Origin of the sequence: Rhodococcus sp. BP-349 (assembly GCF_019835845.1) — a bacterium.
In the GTDB taxonomy this organism is placed as follows: domain Bacteria; phylum Actinomycetota; class Actinomycetes; order Mycobacteriales; family Mycobacteriaceae; genus Rhodococcoides.
On record NZ_JABUDR010000003.1, the window covers coordinates 724,357 to 746,416 of the forward strand.

The window sequence follows — 22,060 nt, forward strand, 5'->3', positions numbered from 1 at the left end:
AACAGAAGGCACGTGGGACCGACGGGCCCGTGCGGGTGCTGGTGCTCGGCAGTACGGGGTCCATCGGCACCCAGGCGCTCGAGGTGATGGCGGCTCGACCGGACCGTTTCACCGTGGTCGGGCTGGCCGCCGGCGGAGGCAACGTCGATCTGTTGCGTCGGCAGATCGCCGAGACCGGTGTCCGCGACGTGGCGGTGGCCGACGTCGACGCTGCGCGGACCGTGGACACGCCGGGGCTGCGCTCGGGGGCCGACGCGGCGACGTCCTTGGTCCGCGAGGTGCAGGCCGACGTGGTCCTCAACGCGCTCGTCGGGTCTCTCGGTCTGCCGCCGACGCTCGCTGCGCTGGAATCGGGAGCTCGACTGGCGTTGGCGAACAAGGAGTCTCTCGTGGCGGGCGGCTCGCTGGTCACGTCCGCGGCGGCTCCGGGCCAGATCGTTCCCGTCGACTCCGAGCACTCGGCTCTCGCCCAGTGCCTGCGCGGCGGTCGCGCGGACGAGGTGGCCCGACTTGTGGTCACGGCGTCCGGTGGGCCGTTCCGCGGCTGGGATCGCGAGGGACTCGAGTCCGTGACGCCGGAGCAGGCCGGCAAGCACCCCACCTGGTCGATGGGTCCGATGAACACGTTGAACTCGGCCACCCTGGTGAACAAGGGCCTCGAGGTGATCGAGGCGCATCTGCTGTTCGGCATCCCGTACGACCGCATCGACGTCACCGTGCATCCGCAGTCCATCGTCCACTCGATGGTTACGTTCACCGACGGATCGACGCTCGCTCAGGCCAGCCCGCCGGACATGAAGCTGCCGATCGCGCTGGCACTCGGATGGCCTGATCGCATCGCCGGCGCCGCGACGGCCCTGGACTTCACCCGAGCCCACACGTGGGACTTCGAACCACTCGACGACGAGGTGTTCCCCGCGGTCGAGCTCGCGCGCACCGCCGGCGCGCTGGGCGGCTGCATGACGGCGGTCTACAACGCGGCGAACGAGATCGCCGCCGAGGCGTTCCTCGACGGGCGCCTGTCGTTCCCGCAGATCGTGGACGTCGTGTCCGACGTGGTCGACGCCGGACGCGGCGACTGGTCCGCGGAACCGTCTACGGTGGACGACGTTCTCGCAGCGGACACGTGGGCTCGGGGCACCGCCCGCACACTCGCCGCCACACGATCGAAAGGCTGAACGAGAAGATGGTGTTCGTTCTCGGTGTGATCGCCTTCGCGATCTGCATCGGCATCTCGATCGCGCTCCACGAGTGCGGGCACATGTGGGTGGCCAAGGCCACCGGCATGAAGGTACGCCGCTACTACATCGGGTTCGGGCCCAAGATCTTCTCCTGGCGTCGCGGCGAGACCGAGTACGGACTCAAGGCGATCCCGGCCGGTGGCTTCTGCGACATCGCGGGCATGACGGCGGTGGACGAGCTCGCTCCCGACGAGGTCGAGCGCGCGATGTACAAGCAGAAGACCTGGAAGCGCCTCGCCGTGATGTTCGGCGGGATCGCGATGAACTTCGTGCTGGCGTTCGTGCTCGTGTACACCCTCGCCCTCGGCTGGGGGCTACCCAATCGCGACACGACGGCCGTGAACTCGTCCACGGTCGCGGGAACGCAATGTGTCGCTCCGCAAGACGCCGACGGGAACTTCGCGCCGTGCGACGGACTCGGGCCCGCGGGCGCCGCCGGGCTGAGGAACGGTGACGTGATCACGGCAGTGAACGGCGAGCCGACCGACACGTTCGCTGAGGTGGTGACCGCGATTCAGGACGAACGTGGCACTGTCACCGTGACCGTGGACCGGGCTGGCGAGTCTCTCACCCTTCCCGTCGAGGTGCAGGAGACCCAGCGACTGTTCCCGGTGGAGAACGGGGCACCGGACGAGACCGAGCTGCGCACCACCGGCGCCATCGGTGTCGCCCGCACCGCGCTCACCCTCGACTACGACCCGGTGTCCGCCATCGGCGGATCGGCCTCCTACACGGTCTTCATCGCGGGACAGACGGTGCAGGCCATCGTCGATCTTCCCAGCAAGGTGGGGGCACTGTGGACGTCGATCACCGGTGGTGAGCGTGATCCGAACACTCCCATCAGCGTGGTCGGTGCCAGCGTCATCGGCGGTCAGGCGGCGGAACGAGGCTTGTGGGAGGTCTTCGTCACGCTGTTGGCGACCCTCAACTTCTTCCTCGGTGCCTTCAACCTGCTCCCGTTGCTTCCGCTCGACGGCGGGCACATCGCGGTGACCGTCTACGAGGGCATTCGGAACAAGATCCGCTCGCTGCGGGGGCTGGGCAAGGGTGCGCCCGTGAACTATTTGAAGCTGATGCCGGTGACGTACGTCGTCATTCTCATCGGCGGCGCGTTCATGCTCCTGACCCTCACCGCCGACATCGTGAACCCCATTCAGATCTTCCGGTAGAAGCGCAGGTCCGGCGTGACGGCGCGAACACACGGCGGTCCTCACGGCGCGACTACAGTGGGGAGAGTCAGTCGGCACCAGATGCCGTCAGAAGCTCGAAAGGATCGAAGTGACCGTTGGACTGGGCATGCCGGCCGGACCCGTACCGGTGCTCACACCGCGACGGAAGACTCGTCAGCTTCAGGTGGGCAGTGTCGGTGTCGGCAGCGACTCGCCGATCTCGGTGCAGTCGATGTGCACCACCAAGACTCACGACATCAACTCCACGCTGCAGCAGATCGCCGAACTCACCGCCGCAGGATGCGACATCGTCCGCGTCGCGTGCCCGCGACAGGAAGATGCGGACGCTCTTGCGACCATCGCGCGCAAGTCGCAGATCCCTGTCATCGCGGATATCCACTTCCAGCCGCGGTACATCTTCGCGGCCATCGATGCCGGGTGCGCCGCCGTGCGCGTGAACCCCGGCAACATCAAGGAGTTCGACGGCCGCGTCAAGGAGGTCGCGAAGGCGGCCGGTGACGCGGGCATCCCCATCCGTATCGGAGTCAACGCAGGATCCCTCGATCCGCGCCTGATGCAGAAGTACGGCAAGGCCACTCCCGAGGCGCTGGTGGAGTCGGCGCTGTGGGAGGCCGGGCTCTTCGAGGAGCACGGCTTCGGCGACATCAAGATCTCGGTCAAGCACAACGACCCGGTCATCATGGTCGAGGCCTACCGGCAGCTCGCCGCCAAGTGCGACTACCCGCTGCACCTCGGCGTGACCGAGGCCGGGCCGGCGTTCCAGGGCACCATCAAGTCCGCCGTGGCCTTCGGGTCACTGCTGGCCGACGGCATCGGCGACACGATCCGCGTGTCGCTGTCCGCGCCGCCCAACGAGGAGATCAAGGTGGGGACGCAGATTCTGCAGTCCCTCAACCTCCGTCCGCGCAAGCTCGAGATCGTCTCCTGCCCGTCGTGCGGACGCGCGCAGGTCGACGTGTACACCCTCGCCGATCAGGTGACGGCCGGGCTCGAGGGCATGGAGATTCCGCTCCGCGTCGCCGTCATGGGATGCGTCGTCAATGGTCCCGGTGAGGCGCGCGACGCCGATCTCGGTGTGGCGTCCGGAAACGGCAAGGGACAGATCTTCGTCAAGGGTGAGGTCATCAAGACGGTGCCCGAGGCGATGATCGTGGAGACCCTGATCGAGGAGGCCATGCGTATCGCCGAGTCGTACGAGTCCGATCAGGAAGCCGCCGGCGGATCACCCGTCGTGTCGGTCAGCTGATTCTCCTCGTCTGCGGCGGCATTTCCTGGCAGTGTCACCATGACAACGGGTGTGGGCGGTGTGGATCGGTGGTCACGGAGGTGGCGGGATGCTCAAGCTGCTCGGTGCTAAGGCGCTGACGAGCCGCGACACGAACGAGGTGGTCCGTGTGCTGCGCAGCGATCCCGTCGCGTCGTGCATGGTGCTCGCGCGCGTCGAGGAATCGGGCGTGGAGCCCCGCGACAACCACGGTGAACTGTGGTCACGCGGAGGTCCGGCATCGTCCCTGTGTTTCTCGGGAGCCAATCTCGTGCCGTTGTTCGGTACCTACGACGATCTCCGGAGTTTCGCCGAGCGCGCGCTGCGATCTCCGCGTGTCTGCTCGTCGCTGGTGGGGCGGGCAGAGCTGACGCTGCCGCTGTGGGACCTGCTCGCCGCCGACTGGGGAACCCCGCGTGAGGTGCGTGCCGAACAGCCACTGCTGGCGTTGACGAGCGCGCCCACCGCCGTGGACCCCCACGTCCGACGCGTCACCGTCGACGAACTCGACGTCTACCTCACAGCGGCCGTAGCCATGTTCATCGAGGAGGTCGGCGTCGATCCGCGCGCGGGCGACGGCGGACGCGGCTATCGGCGGCGCATCGCCTCGTTGATCGCGGCGGGTCGCGCCTGGGCGAGGTTCGAGGAGGGGCGCGTCGTCTTCAAGGCGGAGGTCGGATCGCTCTCCACCTCGGTCGGTCAGATCCAGGGCGTGTGGGTGCACCCGCTCTACCGCGGGCGCGGGCTCGGTACCGCGGGAACCGCGTCCGTGGCGGCCGCGGTGGTCGACAGCGGCCGCACGGCCAGCCTGTACGTCAACAGTTACAACGTGCCCGCCCGTCGGGCCTACGAGCGTGTCGGGTTCGAGCGCGTCGCCACTTTCTCCACGGTTCTGCTCGACTGACACGCTGTCAGGGTGAGGGCCGCGGGCGTCCCGTCGCCCTACGATGAACATCGATGACCTCTCGTGAACACGGCCGTGCCACCCGCGTCCTGATCGTGCTCGTCGCGGCGGTGACTGCGGTGGCGGCCTCGGCGTGCACCCCGAAACCGCAGGGCCCCGAGTCCGCGGCCGATTCGTTCGTCTCCGCGCTGGCCGAGCGTGACAGTGCCGCCGCGGCGCAGGCCACGGATCGGCCGGATCTCGCGACCGCCGCCGTCGATCAGGCGTGGGACGGCCTGCAGGCCGAGTCGCTCGACGCGGCGACCGGTGCGGTGAGCGTGAACGGCGACACCGCGACCGTCGACTACACCTACACGTGGCACCTTCCGAAGGACCGCACCTGGACGTACGACGGCGCTCTCCAGATGGGCCGACGCGACGGGGCCTGGGTGGTCCGGTGGAACTCGACCGATCTGCACCCCAAGCTCGGGGACACCCAGTCGATGGTGCTGCGGTCCACGTCGGCGCCGCGGGCGCGGGTCAACGAGCACGCGGGGTCCGACGTCCTGGTCCCCGGGGTGGTCCAGGGGGTGTCCTTCGACGCCGCCGAGTCGACCGACGTGGTGGGCACGGCGCGCACCCTCGAACGCATCCTGAAGCCCTTCGACGCGTCGATCACGGCGCAGTCCATCGTGGAGTCGGCGACCGCGACGCAGGGCCCGTACCGCCTGGTGACTCTCCGGGACGAGGACTACGACGCCGTCGCCCCCGGTCTGCTCGCGTTGTCCGGGGTGTCGGTAACGGAGCAGTCCGACCTGGTCTCCACCGATCGCACGTTCGCCCCCGACCTGGTGAGCCAGGTGAAGAAGACCGTGATGGACCGCGTCGACGGTGCCGCGGGCTGGAGCGTCGTGGCGGTCAACACCAACGGCGCCGACACCGGTGTGTTGACCGAGACGGCGCCGCAGCCGGTTCCGTCGATCAGCATCAGCCTCGACCGACCGGTGCAGGTGGCCGCACAGAACGCCGTCAACGTGTCCCGGGACCAGGCGATGATGGTGGTGATCCAGCCGTCGACCGGCGACATCCTCGCGGTGGCGCAGAACCCGGCGGCGGATCGGGACGGTCCCGTGGCCTCGACCGGCCTCTACCCACCGGGCTCCACCTTCAAGATCATCACGGCGGGAGCGGCGATCGAGGAGGGGCTCGCGACGCCCGAGACGACGGTGCCGTGCCCCGGCCGCATCGTCATCGGCGAGCGCAGCGTGCCCAACTACAACGAGTTCTCGCTCGGCGACGTCTCGATGAGCACGGCCTTCACGCGCTCGTGCAACACCTCCTTCGCCAAGCTCGCCAGTGAGATGTCGGCGAGTGCTCTCACCGACGCGGCGGCGATGTTCGGCGTCGGGCCCGACTACGGCGTCGTGGGTCTGCCCACCGAGTCGGGATCCGTCCCGCCCGCCGAGGAACTGGTGCAGCGCACCGAGGACGGGTTCGGGCAGGGAAAGGTGCTGGTGTCGACGTTCGGCATGGCTCTCGCCGCCGCGACCGTCGCACACGGATCGACGCCCGTTCCCCGGCTGATCCAGGGGGAGGAGACCACGATCGACGGTGACCACCCGCAGATCGAACCGGCCATGGTCGACGGACTCCGCGGGATGATGCGCTCGGTGGTCACGAGCGGCACCGCGGACCGGATCGCCGACCAGGGCGAGGTGTACGGGAAGACGGGTGAGGCCGAGGTCGAGGGCGGATCCCATGCCTGGTTCGTGGGGTACCGCGGTGATCTCGCGTTCGCGACACTCGTCGTGCGCGGCGGCAGCTCGGACAATGCCGTCGCCGTGACGCGGGACATGATCACCGCGTTGCCCGCCGGATACTGACCGCGACCGGCGGCGACTACGCTGGACCCATGTCCGTCCGCACCGTTCTCGAACCCGGCACCGTCTCACCCGTTCTCGATGTTCCCAAGTCCATCGAGCGTCCCGAGTACGCGTGGAAGAAGACCGTCCGCGAAGGTCACGAGCCGTGGGTGCAGACCCCGGAGACCATCGAGAAGATGCGTCTGGCCAGTCGCATCGCGGCGCAGGCACTCCAGGAAGCCGGTAGAGCTGTCGAGCCGGGCGTCACGACGGACCGACTCGATCGCATCGCCCACGAGTACATGCTCGACCACGGTGCGTACCCGTCGACGTTGGGCTACAAGGGTTTTCCCAAGTCCTGCTGCACCTCGCTCAATGAGGTCATCTGCCACGGCATCCCCGATTCGACGGTCGTGCAGGACGGGGACATCGTCAACATCGACGTCACTGCCTACATCGACGGGGTGCACGGTGACACGAATGCCACCTTCCTCGCCGGGGACGTCTCGGAGGAAGCGCGCATGCTCGTGGAGCGCACCCACGAGGCAACCATGCGGGCGATCAAGGCGGTCAAGCCGGGTCGCGCTCTGAACGTCGTCGGACGGGTGATCGAGGCCTACGCCGATCGTTTCGGGTACGGCGTCGTCCGGGACTTCACGGGTCACGGCATCGGTACCACCTTCCACAACGGCCTCGTGGTGCTGCACTACGACGAGCCCACCGTCGAGACGGTGCTCGAGCCGGGAATGGTGTTCACCATCGAGCCGATGATCACCCTCGGGGGTATCGACTGGGATCAGTGGAACGACGGCTGGACCGTCGTCACGCGGGATCGATCGTGGACCGCCCAGTTCGAGCACACCCTCGTCGTCACGGAGACGGGCGCCGAGATCCTCACCCTGCCTTGACCGTTCGCGGCGCCATCCTGGTCGCGGGAACCACCTCCGATGCCGGCAAGAGTGTCGTCGTCGCGGGACTGTGTCGTCTCCTCGCTCGACGCGGTGTGCGGGTGGCACCGTTCAAGGCGCAGAACATGTCCAACAACTCCGTCGTCACGTTGGACGGCGGGGAGATCGGTCGTGCGCAGGCACTGCAGGCCCGGGCATGCGGTCTCGAGCCCAGCGTGCGGTTCAATCCGATCCTGCTGAAGCCGGGCGGGGACAGGACGTCGCAACTGGTCGTTCGCGGTCGTGCCACCGGCACCGTGGGCGCCGCCGACTACATGACGCATCGACAGCATCTGCGCTCGGTCGTGGCGGAGGAACTCGACTCGCTGCGGGCCGACTTCGACGTGGTGATCTGCGAGGGCGCCGGCTCACCCGCCGAAATCAACCTGCGGGCCACCGATCTGGCGAACATGGGACTGGCGCGCGCTGCGAGCCTTCCCGTGATCGTCGTGGGCGACATCGACCGCGGGGGAGTGTTGGCACACTTCTTCGGCACACTCGCCGTGCTCGACGCGGCGGACCAGGCCCTGATCGCGGGGTTCGTCGTGAACAAGTTCCGCGGCGATCCCGCGCTGCTGCAACCGGGACTCGACACCCTCGAGAGCCTCACCGGCCGGCCGACGTTGGGCATCGTTCCGTTCAGCGACGAGCTGTGGCTCGACGCCGAGGACTCCCTGGGGACCGTGGCCGACGCACCGTTGGGCCGGCCCGCTCCTCCGATCGGATCGCAGTGGCTCCGCGTCGCCGCCGTACGGTTGCCGCGCATCTCGAATTCCACGGACGTCGAGGCCCTGGCTTGCGAACCGGGGGTGACGGTGCACTGGGCGACCGAGGCCTCCCGGCTGGCGGACGCGGATCTGGTGGTGCTCCCCGGCTCCAAGGCCACGGTCCAGGATCTGGACTGGCTGCGGCGCACCGGCATCGCGGACGAGCTGGCGCGGCGCGTCGCCCGCGGCGCTCCGGTACTCGGAATCTGCGGCGGCTACCAGATGCTGGGGAGAACGATCACCGACGCCGTCGAGTCGGGTGCCGGGCAGGTGCAGGGGCTCGGCCTCCTGGACCTCGACATCGAATTCGCTGCGAACAAGGTGCTCTCGCGGGTCACCGGGCATGCCGGCACCGTCCCCGTCACCGGCTACGAGATCCACCACGGCCGGGTGACCCGGAGCGGGGACGACCCGTGGTTCACGGGCACGGACGGCGAACCGGAGGGCAGCGTCCGTGGACGGGTGCGCGGCACCCACTGGCACGGCCTGCTCGAGAACGACGACTTCCGTCGTGCCTTCCTCACGGAGGTGGCGGAGCAGGCCGGCCGCACGGGCTTCGTGGCGGCCCCGGACACCGATGTCGACGCCATGCGCACGGCTCAGGTGGATCTGCTGGCCGACCTCATGGAGAGCTCCCTCGACGTCGATGCGCTTCTCACGCTCGTCGCCGAGGGCGCTCCCGCCCTGCCCGAACTGCGCGTCACGCAGTCGTCGTGGTCGGTCGGGTAGCGTCGGGTCCCATGCAGCAGCAGACCGTCTCCCTGCCCTCCGGCGATCTGACTGTGCGGGTCGACGGGCCGGACAGCGGCCACGCGGTGTTGTTGCTCCCGGCAGACGCCGACGGCGCAGACGTCTTCGACGACACCGCGGCGCGACTGACCACGTCGGATCTGCGCACCGTGACGCTCGAGCCCGGCGTGACTCCGAACGACACCGATCTCGTGGCGCTGCTCGATGCCCTCGGCTTGCCGTGGGTCAATCTGGTCGGCAGGGGAGAGGGCGCAGACCGCGCCTGGTCGCTCGCCGCCCGTACCTTCGGGCGGGTGTCGAGCCTGGTCGTCATCGACCGGGGCCACCCGGCCGTGCGTGACGACTCCGCTTGCCCGGCAGTCGAATTGCGTACGACGATGGTGGTCGTGGATCCGGCTCTCGCGGCGGAGGCGTCCGCGACGAGTCGCTACGTCTACGGCGACTACCGCGTGGTCACGCTCGATTCCTCCAGTCCCGAGGCTGCGGCCGCGGCCCTGGCGACCGAGATCGTGATGCGCACCAGCGCCTGGTGATCACTCTCCGGGTGCGGTGAGGTAGTCGGTGCCCCGGGAGTCGCGGATGTGGACGATGCCGTTGCGAAGCATCCGGTAATGCCACTGCCCCCGTGTCTTCAACCCGTGATGCCGGCGGCACAGGGGTTTAAGGTTGGCGGCGACCGTCCATCCGCCTCTCCGGGGGTCGGTGTGGTCGAACGGGACGACGTGGTCGAGGTCGCAGTCCTCGCTGGGCACAGCACACCCCGGATGGATGCACGTCGGATACAGGGCTGTCACCAGGGCGGCGATCGCCTCGGACGGCCGGTACGTCAACGCACCCGTCGGGGGTACGGCGAAGCCGCCGTGCCCGTCGGGGTTCTCGACGGCACGGTCCACCGCAGAGGGTGGGAGCGTGCGGAGGTAGTCGACCTGCTCGCGTAGTTGTCGGTTTTTCGTGCTGCCCAGTTTCCCCTCGATGGGGGTCCACCCTGCCGGCATGCGGCGAGTTCGGCGGACTTCTCGACCGGCGGTCGGCACCGGCGGGGCCGGTGAGTCGGGGATTGTGGGTGGGTCGTGCTGCGGGCTTGGGCAACTGCACCCCGCCCGCGGTTCGGGGACCGTCGCGGCGGTGATGAGTGCCTGCCACGTCGCATCCCCGGCGATTCTCCGGGCCACATCTGCTGGGACCGGTCCCCAACCCACGAGATGACCCGGCTCCCCCGCCAACCCCGCCGCCGTGGCCGCATCGAGCACGATCACCGCAATGGTGTCCGGACGGGCGACCGGCCCCCGCCGTGCGCAGTCCTGATCAGCACACTCACACGAGACAGCGCCACCGGTGAACACCGCGTGAGCTGCGTCGAACAAGCGGGCCGGGAGCAGCCGTGGATCCGTGGCGCACACCCCACGCGCCGCCGACACGATCACCCGCCACATCGCGGCGACCTGCTCCGCCGGACCACGAATCGTCAGCTCCGCCTGACCCCGCGGCAGCTTCCGCACCGTCGCCGACCGCTCCGACGCCGCCCGTTCACGCGCCTTCCGGTGCCACTGCGCGTCGAACTCCGCGAGGATCCGGTCGACCGCGGCTGCCACTGCACCCGGAGTGCACTTCGACGCGGCAGCGATCACCCGCTGCAGCAGTGCTTCGGTGGCGTTCGGAACCCCGGTCACCGATCGGCACACCGTCCGGAACGCCGCGTACGCCAACCGGCCCGCGTCGAACGCTTCCGCCACCGCAGGATGCGCGGTGCGGGTCAGGAACAACCACTCGGTCACTGTGCGCGTCGACACCGACAACGCCGCCGCGACCTCCGCCACCGCACAGGTCTCAGCAGCCTCGGCGTCGAATACCCCACCCGTACCGAGCACCGCCGGCCGGCGCGACGACTCCTGCACGTACGCACACGACGCCGACACGGTCCGCGCGTACGACGCCTGAGCGTCCACCTTCGACGACACCAATAGATCCGTCGAAACCACTGTGTCGTACACGAATTCACCCCCCGGTGATGCCCCGATCAGACCGCCCCCCGACGGCCTGATCAGACAGTAACCGACACCACCGACACGAATCAGCGTGGCGCGAGCGCGTCCGATTCAGTCGAGATCGAGTCCGAGGAGCGCGTTCTCGACCACCTCGGGCAGTGCCGGGTGGATCCAGTACTGGCCCCGTGCGACGTCGCGGACGGACTGCCCGAACGTGAGGGCCTGGATCAGCGGTTGGATCACGGTCGGCGCCTGTTCACCGATGATGTGCGCGCCCAGCAGTCGACCGGTCGCGCGGTCGGCGATCACCTTGCAGAGACCCTCGTCGTCCTCCATCGCCCAGCCGTACGCGACGTCGGCGTACTTCTGGACCTTGATCGCGATGTCGTATCCCTGGTCACGGGCCTCCTGCTCGGTGAGGCCCACCTCGGCGATCATCGGATCGGTGAACACCGCGGACGGGACGAAGCGGTGATCGAAGCGCTTCCACCCCGTCGTGTCGGCCCACGACGGCTGCAGGACGTTCTCCTGCACCACACGCGCCTCGGCATTGGCGACGTGCTTGAGCTGGTACGGCGACGAGACGTCGCCGAGTGCGAAGACGCCCTCGGCCGACGTGCGGCCGAACTCGTCGACCGCGATGCGGCCGTCGTCGTGCAGGTCGATGCCCGCCTCGTCGGCGCCGAGCTGATCGGCGTTGGGAGCGCGACCGATCGCCACCAGCAGTGCGTCCCCGCGCACCTCGGTGCCGTCCGACAGGGACACCACGACATCGTCGCCGTCCTGCCGGACACCGGTGGCATCGACCGAGAGCCGGACGTCCCACTTGTCCTGCGCGAGCGTGGTGAACTGCTGCGAGATCTCGAGATCGGACTTGCGCAGAAGGTGTTCCTTGCGCGCCAGGATCGTCACGTGCGAGCCGAGTGCGGAGAACACGTGCGCGAACTCGGCGGCGATGTAGCCCGAACCGAGCACGATCAGCCGATCGGGGAGGGACGGCAGCCGCATGATGTCGTCGTTGGTGTGGAACGTGACGCCGCTGTCGCGGATGAAATCCGGGACGGTGGCGCGCGAACCGCTCGCCACGACGACCTTGTCCGCAGTGATGACACGGCCGTCACCGGTGTCGATACGGCGCGGTCCGACGAAGCGCGCGTGGCTGCTGAACAACGTCACATTGGGCGAACCCTCACGGCGGTATCTCTCCCCGCCGTCCGCGATGGGGTCGATCCGGCCGAAGACGCGGTCCACGATGTCGGTCCACCGCACCTTGTCGATGTGGGCGTCGATGCCGTACTTCGACGCCGTGGTGACAGCGCGGGCCACCTCCGCCGCGTAGACGAACATCTTCGTCGGGATGCATCCCACGTTGATGCAGGTGCCGCCGAAGATGGACTCCTCGAACATCGCGACTGTCAACCCGTCGAAGCGCTCGTCGAGAATCGAGTTGCCGGAACCGGTTCCGATGATCGCGAGGTCGAAGTGCTGGACATCGGACCCGGTGTCCGCCGTGGCGCTCACGATCCGGTCGCCAGTTCTGCGTGGTCGCCGCCCGAGGGCGCGTCGGACAACCCGGTGCCGCGGTGTCGCAGCCAGTCGTCCATCTCGGCGAAGGCGCGTTCCAGCGGCTCGGGTGTGGAGAGGAAGACGTCGTGGCGGGCGCCCTCGATCGGCACGATCGTCGTGCGGTTGCCCAGGCACCCCGCCCACCGCGCGATCTGACGGACATCGAGAACGGCGTCCGCGGCGTCGACGTCCGGCACGTACGTCTTGGAGAAGCGGGTGACCTTGGACCGCAGGATCAGGGACGGCACGCCGATGTCGAGTCCGCGGTGCAACTCCGCGTGGCCGCGACGGACCGCGCGGATCCAGCCGAGCTTGATGGGGAAGCCTGCCAACGGCTTCCACGACAGGTCGTAGTCCCACTCGCCGTTGCCACCCGAGCTGATGGAGAGTCCGTAGGTGTCCAGACCCTGGCCCGGCAGCGCGCGCAGGGGCGCGACGCGGCCCAGGACACCGATCGCGACGGTTCCGACGCTGCGCACCAGGGGCGGGCCCTGGAGGTCGAACCACGGACTGTTCAGCACCAGACCGGAGATGCCGGCGGCAGCGGCGCCCCCTCGGGTGCGTTCGAGACGATCGAGCCACAGCGGGACGATGAGGCCGCCCGTCGAGTGCGCCGCCATCAGGACCTCGGCGCCCGTCTCCTCGCGCACGATCGCCAGCGCCCGGTCGAGTTCCTCGTCGTACAGCGCCAGGTCGGACACGAAGTGCGGCGACTGCCCCTCGCCGATGGAGCGTCCGCACTTGCGCAGGTCGAGCGCGTAGAACGCGTGTCCCAGAGCGGCGAAGTGCTCGGCGAGGTGGCGCTGGAAGAAGTAGTCGGTGAAACCGTGCACGTAGAGGACCGCGCCCTTCGGCGTCGCGGAACCCGTCACGGACCGCGTCAGGCGCACGAGTGTGGCCCGCACCTCGCCCTCGCCGTCCGGGTCGGACCCGAGCGGTATGGTCAGTTGCTCGTAATCGTCACCGAGTACATCGGGCGCCCATGTAGTCACACTCACACACTAATGGCCGCTTCGCAGGGGTGGCGAGGGGCACAATCGGGTACAGAGACGGTGACTGTCGCGGTGACGCGGCACGGCGCCGCGGACAGCAGCATCCGCACCGCACTCCTGCAGGGAGTGCCGATGGACGAAGGAAGTCGATCCAGCAGTGGGCGAACACGATCAGAACAGTCAGTCCGGCACCAGGTCGGGATCGAAGGTGGAGAGGACCGACGTCGTCCTGATCGGCGCGGGCATCATGAGCGCCACGCTGGGCACGCTTCTCCGTCAGGTCGAGCCCACCTGGTCCATCTCCGTCTTCGAGCGTCTCGACGCCGCGGCCGCGGAGAGCAGCGACCCGTGGAACAACGCCGGTACGGGCCATTCCGCCCTCTGCGAGCTCAACTACACCCCGCAGGGCAAGGACGGCTCCGTCGACATCAGCAAGGCGCTGAACGTCAACGAGCAGTTCCAGGTCTCGCGGCAGTGGTGGTCGCACGCGTTGGAGGCCGGCGTGCTCGACGATCCCAAGAACTTCATCAACCCCATCCCACACGTCAGCTTCGTGCACGGCGAGGACAACGTGAAGTACCTGCGTGCGCGGTACGACGCGCTGTCGGGCAACCCGCTGTTCCCCGGTATGGAGTACATCGACGACGAGACCGAGTTCGCCAATCGCCTCCCGCTGATGGCGAAGGGGCGCGACTTCAGTGATCCGATCGCGCTCAACTGGTCCGACGGCGGTACGGACGTCGACTTCGGCGCACTGACCAAGCAGCTCCTCAACCACCTCGCGGTCGAGGGCGCCTCGGTCAACTTCGGACACGAGGTCCGCGACCTGTCCAAGAACTCCGACGGCACCTGGACCGTCAAGGTCTACAACGGGCGGACCGGCGTCACGCGCAAGATCGTCACCAAGTTCGTCTTCGTGGGCGCGGGCGGCGGCGCCCTGCACCTCCTGCAGAAGTCGGGTATCGCGGAGGCCAAGGGCTTCGGCGGTTTCCCCGTCAGCGGCGAGTGGCTGCGATGCACCACCCCCGAGCTCGTCGAGCAGCACTCCGCCAAGGTGTACGGCAAGGCCTCGGTCGGTGCGCCCCCGATGTCGGTGCCGCACCTGGACACCCGTGTCATCGGTGGCAAGCCCGGGCTCCTGTTCGGGCCCTACGCCGGCTGGTCACCCAAGTTCCTCAAGCAGGGCAAGATGACCGATCTCGTCAACTCGGTCAAGCCGAACAACCTGTTCTCGATGCTCGGCGTCGGTGTCACCGAGATGGCCCTCACCAAGTACCTCGTCACCGAGCTGCTGCAGTCCGAGACCGACCGCGTGGAGACGCTGCGGGAGTTCATGCCGTCCGCTCAGGGCAAGGACTTCGAGCTGGTCACCGCCGGGCAGCGTGTCCAGGTGATCCGTCGCAAGGGTCGCGGCGGCGTGCTCGAGTTCGGCACCGCCGTGATCAACGCGGGCGACGGCACCATCGCGGGCCTGCTCGGGGCGTCGCCCGGAGCGTCCACCGCCGTGCCGGCGATGCTGGACGTGCTGAAGCGCTGCTTCTCCGACCGGTACAGCTCGTGGGAGCCCACCCTCAAGGACATGGTTCCGTCGCTCGGCACCAAGCTGGCCGAGAACCCGCGTCTGTTCGACGAGATCTGGTCGCACACCACGCGAGTGCTGCAGCTCGACACGACCTCGGCCACCGGCCGGCAGGTCGCGCACTCCGGAACTGTGTGATACCACCATCACATGACGACGGCGACTGCAACACTCAAGCGATCCTGGGCACTCGACCTGTCGAACGAGACCCTCTACGAGCTGCTCAAGCTGCGCGTGGAGGTCTTCGTGGTGGAGCAGGCCTGCGCCTACCCCGAGCTCGACGGTAAGGACCTGCTCTCCGACACCCGCCACTTCTGGCTCGAGCGCGACGGCAGCGTGGTCTGCACACTGCGTCTCCTCGAGGAGCACGACGACGGCGAGAAGTCGTTCCGCATCGGGCGCCTGTGCACCCACCGCTCCTCGCGCGGGCAGGGCCACACCACGCGTCTGCTGCGAGCTGCGCTCGCGGAGGTCGGGTCGTCCCCGTGCCGCATCAACGCGCAGAGCTACCTGGTGGAGATGTACGCAAAGCACGGCTTCTACCCGGACGGCCAGGAAGTTCTCGAGGACGGCATCCCGCACACGCCCATGCGGCGCGGCGGCGGCAGTCCCTGGAGCGAAGGCGACAAGAACTGACTCGCCTGCACCGACACTGAACAACCGACGAACGTCTCGGAGAAGCCCGTGTGACTCGGGCGCGGTCCCGCCACTGTGACGTGGTCCGGCCTCCTTCAGGAGGTCGGATCACGGAGCCAGATCGCCGAGCGTTCGTGTCACTGCTGCGTGAGGAGACCACGCGCAGCATCGTCTCGACTCCTCGGCGCGGTCACCGAGGTCGAACAGGACCACACGCGTGAATCCCGGATATCCGTTCTCCGCCATCGTCGGTCAGGACCGACTGCTGTTGGCGCTCTCACTCTGTGCCGTTCATCCCGGCATCGGCGGCGTGCTCGTACGCGGTGAGAAGGGCACGGCGAAATCGACCGCCGTGCGCGCCCTGACGGCGCTGATGCCCCCCGTCACGGACTCGGCGGGCACCCGGCCCGCTCGGCTCGTCGAACTGCCCGTCGGTGCGACCGAGGACCGCGTCGTCGGGTCCATCGACTTCGAGCGCATCGTCCGTGACGGCGAACGCGCCTTCACCCCCGGCCTGCTCGCGTCAGCGGACCGTGGCCTGCTGTACGTCGACGAGGTCAACCTTCTCCACGACCATCTCGTCGATCTGCTGCTCGACGCGGCAGCCATGGGCCGGGTACACGTGGAGCGGGACGGTATCTCGCACTCCTACCCGTCGACCTTCGTGCTCGTCGGCACCATGAACCCCGAGGAGGGGGAGCTGCGCCCGCAGCTGCTCGATCGCTTCGGCCTCGCCGTGGACGTGTCCGCCTCCCGCGATGTCGACACGCGGATGACGGTCGTCCGTCGCCGACTCGACTACGAACGCGACGCCGAGGCGTTCGCCGAGGCCCACGCCGACGCCGACGCGGAGATCGCGGCCCGCATCGCCGCTGCACGTGACCGTGTCGCCGACGTCGAGCTGCCCGACTCGGAACTGCGCCGTATCGCGGCCGTGTGTGCGGCCTTCGACGTGGATGGGATGCGCGGTGACCTCGTCGTCGCGCGCACCGCGACCGCGCACGCCGCGTGGCGGGGCGGCACCACGGTGACCGAGGACGACGTGCGCGTCGCCGTCGAACTGGCGTTGCCGCATCGACGTCGGCGCGATCCGTTCGACGCGCCCGGACTCGCGGACGGCGAGCTGGACGACGCGATGTCGCAGGCGGACGAGGACGTGCGACGTTCGGAGCCGGAACCCGACCCCGATCCCGACCCGGACGGCGGCGGCGCACCCGATCCCGGTGCCGAGGACGGTGCCCCCGAACCTTCGAGCTCCGACGATGCACCGTCGGCCGATGAACCGCCCCCGCCGCCGTCGACCGGCGGCAGCTCCGGAACCGCCGCGTCCGGGGACGGCTTCGATGCCCGGCTTCTGCAGATCGACGGTGTCGGCGACGGCGCACCCGGCCGTCGCTCACGCGCGCGGGTGTCCTCGGGTCGTGTCGTGCGTGCGACCGACTTCACCGGCGGCTCACTCCATCTCGTCGGCACTCTGATGCGTGCCGCGGAGCGCAGGGGAGCGGCCGAGTCCGGCCGGTTGTCCATCGCGGGCGGTGATCTGCGCGGCGTCGATCGCGAGGGGCGCGAAGGCAATCTGATCGTCTTCGTCGTCGACGCCTCCGGCTCGATGGCGGCGCGCGACCGCCTGTCGGCGGTCACCGGTGCCGTCGTGTCGTTGCTGCGCGACGCCTACCGACGCCGCGACCGCGTCGCCGTCGTCTCGGTGCGGGGCAGCGACGCGGAGGTGATCCTCCCGCCGACCCGGTCGGTGGACGTCGCCGTCACCCGGCTCCGCGACGTGCGCACGGGCGGCAGAACGCCGCTCGCCTCGGGCTTCCTGACGACACGCGACGTCATCGCACGTGAACGGGTCCGGGAGCCGGGGCGTCGTGCCCTCGTCGTCACCCTGACCGACGGACGAGCCACCGGTGGACCTGATCCGGTGGGGAGAGCTCGCCAGGCCGCCGCACTGCTGGCCGCGGACAAGGTGGCCTCCGTGGTCGTCGACTGCGAATCCGGCATGGTGCGCCTCGGACTCGCGCGCGACCTCGCGACCGCCCTGCGCGGCACCTACATCTCACTGCCCGAACTGTCGTCGGCGAGCGTGGCCGGCGTCGTCCGGGCCGCAGCCTGAGGAGATCGTCCATGCCACAGGGAGTTCCGGCACCCGGTACCGTTCCCGACGACGGTCTGACCACCAGGCAGCGTCGCAACCTTCCGATCCTGGCCGTCCACACGGGCCCCGGAAAGGGTAAGTCCACCGCCGCGTTCGGCATGGCGATGCGCGCGTGGAACCAGGGTTTCGACGTCGCGGTCTTCCAGTTCGTCAAGAGCGCCAAGTGGAAAGTCGGGGAGGAATCGGTGTTCCGCACCCTCGGCGATCTGCACGACGAGACCGGCGTCGGCGGCGCCGTGGAATGGCACAAGATGGGCTCGGGATGGTCCTGGTCGCGCAAGCGAGGCGAGGAGGTCGACCACGCCGAGGACGCCCGTGAAGGGTGGGCGGAGATCGCGGCGCGCATCCACGACGAACGACACCGTTTCTACGTTCTCGACGAGTTCACCTATCCGCTGCACTGGGGGTGGATCGACGTCGACGACGTGGTGCGCACCCTCACCGACCGGCCCGGCAACCAGCATGTCGTCATCACCGGCCGCAACGCACCCACCGCGCTGCTCGACGCCGCCGATCTGGTCACCGAGATGTCGAAGGTCAAGCACCCCATGGACGCGGGACGCAAGGGTCAGCGCGGGATCGAATGGTGAACGGCCTCCCCGCCGTCGTCATCGCGGCCCCCTCGTCCGGCAGCGGCAAGACCACCATCGCCACCGGCATCATGGGGGCACTGCGCGCCGCCGGCCGGCGGGTCGCTCCGTTCAAGGTCGGCCCGGACTACATCGATCCCGGGTACCACGCCGTCGCCGCGGGCCGGCCGGGTCGCAACCTCGACGCCGTCATGATGGGCCGCGACGCGATGGTGCCCGCGCTGCGCTGGGGTGCGAGCGGTTGCGACATCGCGGTCGTCGAGGGCGTCATGGGTCTCTTCGACGGTCGCATCGACCCCCACGCCGCGGAACCCGCTGCGGAGGGGTCCACCGCCGCCGTCGCCGCCGCGATCGGTGCGCCGGTGATCCTCGTGGTGGATTCGCGAGGGCACAGCCAGAGCATCGGTGCGCTGGTTCACGGGTTCTCGACCTACGACCCCACGGTTCGCGTCGCCGGGGTGGTCCTCAACCGGGTCGGCAGCGAGCGACACGAGGCGGTGCTGCGGCAGGCCTGCGACCGGGTCGGCATTCCCGTGATCGGGTCGGTGCCTCGCGCCGGTGCGCTCGAGGTGCCGTCGCGTCACCTCGGCCTGGTGACCGCCGCCGAGCACGGCTCCGCCGCGGTGGACGCCGTCGCGGCGATGACCGAGCTGGTGTCCCGCCATGTCGACGTCGATGCTCTCGTCCACATCGCGGCGACGGCGCAGGTTCCTGCCGCGGAGCCGTGGAGTCCGGACGCCGCGGTGGGGGAGCGGATCGAGGGTCCGCGTCCGGTCGTCGCCGTCGCCGGCGGCCCGGCGTTCACGTTCGGCTACGCCGAGCAACCGGAAATACTGAGTGCCGCGGGGGCGGACGTCGCGGTGTTCGATCCGCGCCACGACCGGTTGCCCGAGGGCGCCACCGGCCTGGTCGTTCCCGGCGGCTTCCCCGAGCTCCACGCCGCCGAGCTGGCAGCCAACGAGCCGCTGCTGCACGACATCCGGGCTCTCGCCGACGCCGGGTGGCCGGTGCACGGTGAGTGCGCGGGCCTGCTGTACCTCGCCACCTCGCTGGACGGGCACCGCATGGCGGGAGTGCTCGACCTCGACGTCGAGTTCGGATCGCGGCTCACCCTCGGCTATCGAGACGCGGTGGCGCTGACGGGGTCGGTGATGTTCGACGTCGGCCAGCGCATCACCGGTCACGAATTCCACCGCACCCACGTCGTCCGGGCGGGATCGTTCGAACCCGCCTGGGCCTGGCGTCGCGACGGCAGCACCGTGCAGGAGGGGTCTGTCGGCACCGGCGGACGGGTGCACGCGTCGTATCTGCACACCCATCCGGTGGCGACCGCCCGGGGATTCGCTCGGTTCGTGGCGGCCTGCCGACCGTCCACCGATCACGCCGCGAGCAGGCCCTCCAGGTAGTCCAGTAGCCGTGACACTTCGCGCGGGGCGCCGAGGACGACGACCTTCAGTCGGTCGCGTTGCGCGTCGTAGGCGGTGTTGACGCGCAACGGCTCACTGTCCGGTCGCGCGTCCCCGGTGGCTCTGGCGAGCAGTGCGGTCAGCCGATCCGCGGTCTCGCGGTCGACGGTGTCGATGTCGACGATCGACGTGACCTCGACCCGATGCTCGGTGCGCAGTGTGGAGGCGGCCTGCCCGGTGAACGTCTCGAGGTCCTCACCGGAGATGCGGTACTGCTTACCGATGCGGACGGCCGGGAGGCGTCCGGACCGCACGTAGCCGCGGACGGTGCGCACATGCAGCCCCAGCATGTCGGCGACATCGTCGACCGAATACATCCGCACAGTCATCCAAACAACGTAAACATCCCCTGTCGCACACGTCAATTGGGACATCTACGTGCCCTCTGGCGGCTTTTCCCGGACATCTCGACGGGAGACTTTTCCGACAGGTTGCCGGTGAACGGCGCGGAAATCGGGCATTGGTGGCAATCTGGATCGAATGACCGACATCGACCAGAGACTGATCCTGGGGCCGTTCGTCCGCTACGTCAGTACCGATCGCGCGACCTTCTGGGTGGAGACGTCGCACTCCTGCACCGTCACGGTCACCACGTCCTCGGGCGCCTCGGTGGACGAGCGCACGTGGGGTCTCCACGGGCACCACTACGCCCTCGTCGCCGTCGAGGATCTGCCGCAGAACTCCGTCGTCGACTACACCGTCGCGATCGACGGCGAGCAGGTGTGGCCCACCCCCGATCGCCGGGCCGTCGTGCACACGATGTGCGACGACGAGCCCGTCACCGTCGCCTTCGGATCCTGCCGGCGGGGTGACACCTACAGCGACGAGGCATTGACGCGCATCGGCGCCGACGCCCTGGTCGGGCTCGCCGACCGCGTCGCGAGCGAGGAGCCGGACACGTGGCCGGACCTCCTGGTCTTCCTAGGCGATCAGGTCTACGCGGACGATCCGTCGCCCGAGATCGTCGAGCGCCTGCACGCCCGGCGCGAGGCCGGCGAACGTGCTGCCGGCGCCCGCTCGGAGGAGGTCGAGGACGAGATCTGCGACTTCGAGGAGTACACCTGGCTCTACCAGGAGTCGTGGGGGGACGACCGCGTCCGCCAACTGATGGCCACGGTCCCGACGTGCATGATCCTCGACGACCACGATCTGCGGGACGACTGGAACTCCTCCGCGGACTGGCGCGCGGAGGTGACACAGGCGTCCTGGTGGGAGGACCGCGTGATCGGCGCCTTCTCCTCGTACTGGGTCTATCAACACCTGGGCAACCTGTCCCCGCGCGAACTCGAGGACGACGCGATGTACGCGGCCGTGCGATCCGCCGGGAGCGATTCCGAGCGCGAGACGCTGCTCGCGGAGTTCGCCCTGAAAGCGGACGCGGAACCGTCCTCGGCGCGCTGGAGCTATCACCGTGACATCGGCAACACGCGACTGGTCATGATCGACAGCCGGTGTTCGCGTGACCTGTCGCCCGAGCGCAGGGCCATGGTCGACGACGTCGAGTGGGCATGGGTGCGCGAGCACACGCTGAACTCGGGCAAGGAGCACGTGCTCCTGGGGTCGTCGCTGCCCTTCCTGATGCTTCCGGGGCTGCACGCGGTGGAGCAGTGGAACGAGGCGGTGGCACAGGGCGCGTGGGGGAAGCGATTCGGGAGAATCGGGGAGAAGCTGCGTATCGCGCTCGATCTCGAGCACTGGGCCGCGTTCGGGAAGTCGTTCGGCGACATGGTGGATCTGGTCGACGAGGTGGTCGTGGGACCGGACGCGCCGAAGTCGCTGGTGTGGTTGTCGGGTGACGTGCACTGCTCCTACGTCGCCAAGGCGGAGACCCGCGTGTCGACGTCGACCTCGCTCTACCAGCTGACCATGTCGCCGTTCCGTAACCCGCTGAACCTGCCGATCCGCGCGGTCAACCGTCTCGCGATCCGCCGCCCGGTCGCGAGGATGCTCGCGCGACTGGCGCGCGGAGCCAAGGCGGAACCCGTGCACGCGGAGTGGAGCACGGAGGCGGGTCCGTGGTTCGACAACGGGGTGATGTCGTTGACCACGGACTCGCAGGCGCTGCGTCTCGAGGTGAACCACGCCGCGGTGGTGAACGGGCGTCAGACGCTCAGCACCACGGCTCGCTACGACCTCACGCCGTCCGGGGTGCGGCAGCGCTGATCGTGCCCGTGCCTCGACAGG

At 68.9% G+C, this 22,060-nt stretch carries 18 protein-coding genes and 1 riboswitch; of the genes, 14 read left to right on the forward strand and 4 right to left on the reverse strand.

Going from position 1 to position 22,060, the window contains the following annotated elements; genetic code table 11:
• The first annotated feature begins 35 nt into the window (after positions 1-35).
• The 8 genes from dxr to HQ325_RS19825 all read left to right on the forward strand — a co-directional run bounded on the left by dxr (position 36) and on the right by HQ325_RS19825 (position 9,437).
• The gene (dxr, locus tag HQ325_RS19790) at positions 36-1,178 is read left to right on the forward strand and encodes a 1-deoxy-D-xylulose-5-phosphate reductoisomerase (RefSeq protein ID WP_056445324.1); all 1,143 of its coding nucleotides are present in this window, start codon (positions 36-38) and stop codon (positions 1,176-1,178) included.
• A gap of 8 nt (positions 1,179-1,186) precedes the next feature.
• On the forward strand, positions 1,187-2,410 hold the full coding sequence (locus HQ325_RS19795) for an RIP metalloprotease (protein WP_222631934.1): 1,224 nt from the start codon (positions 1,187-1,189) through the stop codon (positions 2,408-2,410).
• A 103-nt stretch (positions 2,411-2,513) separates the two neighbouring features.
• Positions 2,514-3,677, forward strand: coding sequence for a flavodoxin-dependent (E)-4-hydroxy-3-methylbut-2-enyl-diphosphate synthase (gene ispG / locus HQ325_RS19800; protein WP_155956970.1), 1,164 nt, complete (start codon positions 2,514-2,516; stop codon positions 3,675-3,677).
• A gap of 88 nt (positions 3,678-3,765) precedes the next feature.
• On the forward strand, positions 3,766-4,599 hold the full coding sequence (locus HQ325_RS19805) for a GNAT family N-acetyltransferase (protein WP_222631936.1): 834 nt from the start codon (positions 3,766-3,768) through the stop codon (positions 4,597-4,599).
• 53 nt (positions 4,600-4,652) lie between these two features.
• Positions 4,653-6,461, forward strand: coding sequence for a penicillin-binding transpeptidase domain-containing protein (locus HQ325_RS19810; protein WP_222631937.1), 1,809 nt, complete (start codon positions 4,653-4,655; stop codon positions 6,459-6,461).
• A gap of 29 nt (positions 6,462-6,490) precedes the next feature.
• Positions 6,491-7,348 carry a type I methionyl aminopeptidase gene (map, locus tag HQ325_RS19815; protein WP_222631939.1) on the forward strand — a complete coding sequence of 286 codons (858 nt, stop codon included), beginning with the start codon at positions 6,491-6,493 and terminating at the stop codon, positions 7,346-7,348.
• Positions 7,345-8,883, forward strand: coding sequence for a cobyric acid synthase (locus tag HQ325_RS19820; protein ID WP_222631940.1), 1,539 nt, complete (start codon positions 7,345-7,347; stop codon positions 8,881-8,883). Before map ends, HQ325_RS19820 begins: the two co-directional genes overlap by 4 nt.
• An 11-nt stretch (positions 8,884-8,894) precedes the next feature.
• Positions 8,895-9,437, forward strand: a complete 543-nt coding sequence (locus HQ325_RS19825) for an alpha/beta fold hydrolase (RefSeq protein WP_222631941.1) — start codon at positions 8,895-8,897, stop codon at positions 9,435-9,437.
• Here HQ325_RS19825 and HQ325_RS19830 read toward each other — a convergent pair whose 3' ends face one another.
• The 3 genes from HQ325_RS19830 to HQ325_RS19840 all read right to left on the reverse strand — a co-directional run bounded on the left by HQ325_RS19830 (position 9,438) and on the right by HQ325_RS19840 (position 13,447).
• Positions 9,438-10,895, reverse strand: coding sequence for an HNH endonuclease signature motif containing protein (locus HQ325_RS19830; RefSeq protein WP_222631943.1), 1,458 nt, complete (start codon positions 10,893-10,895; stop codon positions 9,438-9,440).
• A 105-nt stretch (positions 10,896-11,000) separates the two neighbouring features.
• Positions 11,001-12,410: a mycothione reductase gene (gene mtr / locus HQ325_RS19835; RefSeq protein WP_222631945.1), complete on the reverse strand. Its 1,410-nt coding sequence runs from the start codon at positions 12,408-12,410 to the stop codon at positions 11,001-11,003.
• Complete coding sequence (locus HQ325_RS19840) at positions 12,407-13,447, reverse strand: alpha/beta hydrolase (RefSeq protein WP_222631946.1); 1,041 nt, start codon at positions 13,445-13,447, stop codon at positions 12,407-12,409. Before HQ325_RS19840 ends, mtr begins: the two co-directional genes overlap by 4 nt.
• A gap of 157 nt (positions 13,448-13,604) precedes the next feature.
• Here HQ325_RS19840 and mqo point away from each other — a divergent pair, with 157 nt between their 5' ends.
• The 5 genes from mqo (at position 13,605) to HQ325_RS19865 (ending at position 19,816) form a co-directional block, all read left to right on the forward strand.
• Entirely contained in the window at positions 13,605-15,164 is a 1,560-nt protein-coding gene (gene mqo / locus HQ325_RS19845; RefSeq protein WP_222631948.1) for a malate dehydrogenase (quinone), read from the forward strand.
• A gap of 12 nt (positions 15,165-15,176) precedes the next feature.
• Positions 15,177-15,662, forward strand: coding sequence for a GNAT family N-acetyltransferase (locus HQ325_RS19850; protein ID WP_027505061.1), 486 nt, complete (start codon positions 15,177-15,179; stop codon positions 15,660-15,662).
• Between the two features lie 39 nt (positions 15,663-15,701).
• Positions 15,702-15,785, forward strand: a riboswitch (cobalamin riboswitch).
• A gap of 94 nt (positions 15,786-15,879) precedes the next feature.
• Positions 15,880-17,778: a VWA domain-containing protein gene (locus tag HQ325_RS19855; RefSeq protein ID WP_222631950.1), complete on the forward strand. Its 1,899-nt coding sequence runs from the start codon at positions 15,880-15,882 to the stop codon at positions 17,776-17,778.
• Between the two features lie 11 nt (positions 17,779-17,789).
• On the forward strand, positions 17,790-18,410 hold the full coding sequence (gene cobO / locus HQ325_RS19860; RefSeq protein WP_222631951.1) for a cob(I)yrinic acid a,c-diamide adenosyltransferase: 621 nt from the start codon (positions 17,790-17,792) through the stop codon (positions 18,408-18,410).
• Positions 18,404-19,816, forward strand: a complete 1,413-nt coding sequence (locus tag HQ325_RS19865; protein ID WP_222631952.1) for a cobyrinate a,c-diamide synthase — start codon at positions 18,404-18,406, stop codon at positions 19,814-19,816. Before cobO ends, HQ325_RS19865 begins: the two co-directional genes overlap by 7 nt.
• Here HQ325_RS19865 and HQ325_RS19870 read toward each other — a convergent pair.
• Positions 19,789-20,205 carry a helix-turn-helix domain-containing protein gene (locus HQ325_RS19870; protein WP_027505065.1) on the reverse strand — a complete coding sequence of 139 codons (417 nt, stop codon included), beginning with the start codon at positions 20,203-20,205 and terminating at the stop codon, positions 19,789-19,791. The two genes, HQ325_RS19865 and HQ325_RS19870, sit on opposite strands and share 28 nt — an antisense overlap.
• Positions 20,206-20,356: 151 nt before the next feature.
• Here HQ325_RS19870 and HQ325_RS19875 point away from each other — a divergent pair, with 151 nt between their 5' ends.
• Complete coding sequence (locus HQ325_RS19875) at positions 20,357-22,039, forward strand: alkaline phosphatase D family protein (protein ID WP_222631953.1); 1,683 nt, start codon at positions 20,357-20,359, stop codon at positions 22,037-22,039.
• The last annotated feature ends 21 nt before the right edge of the window (positions 22,040-22,060 follow it).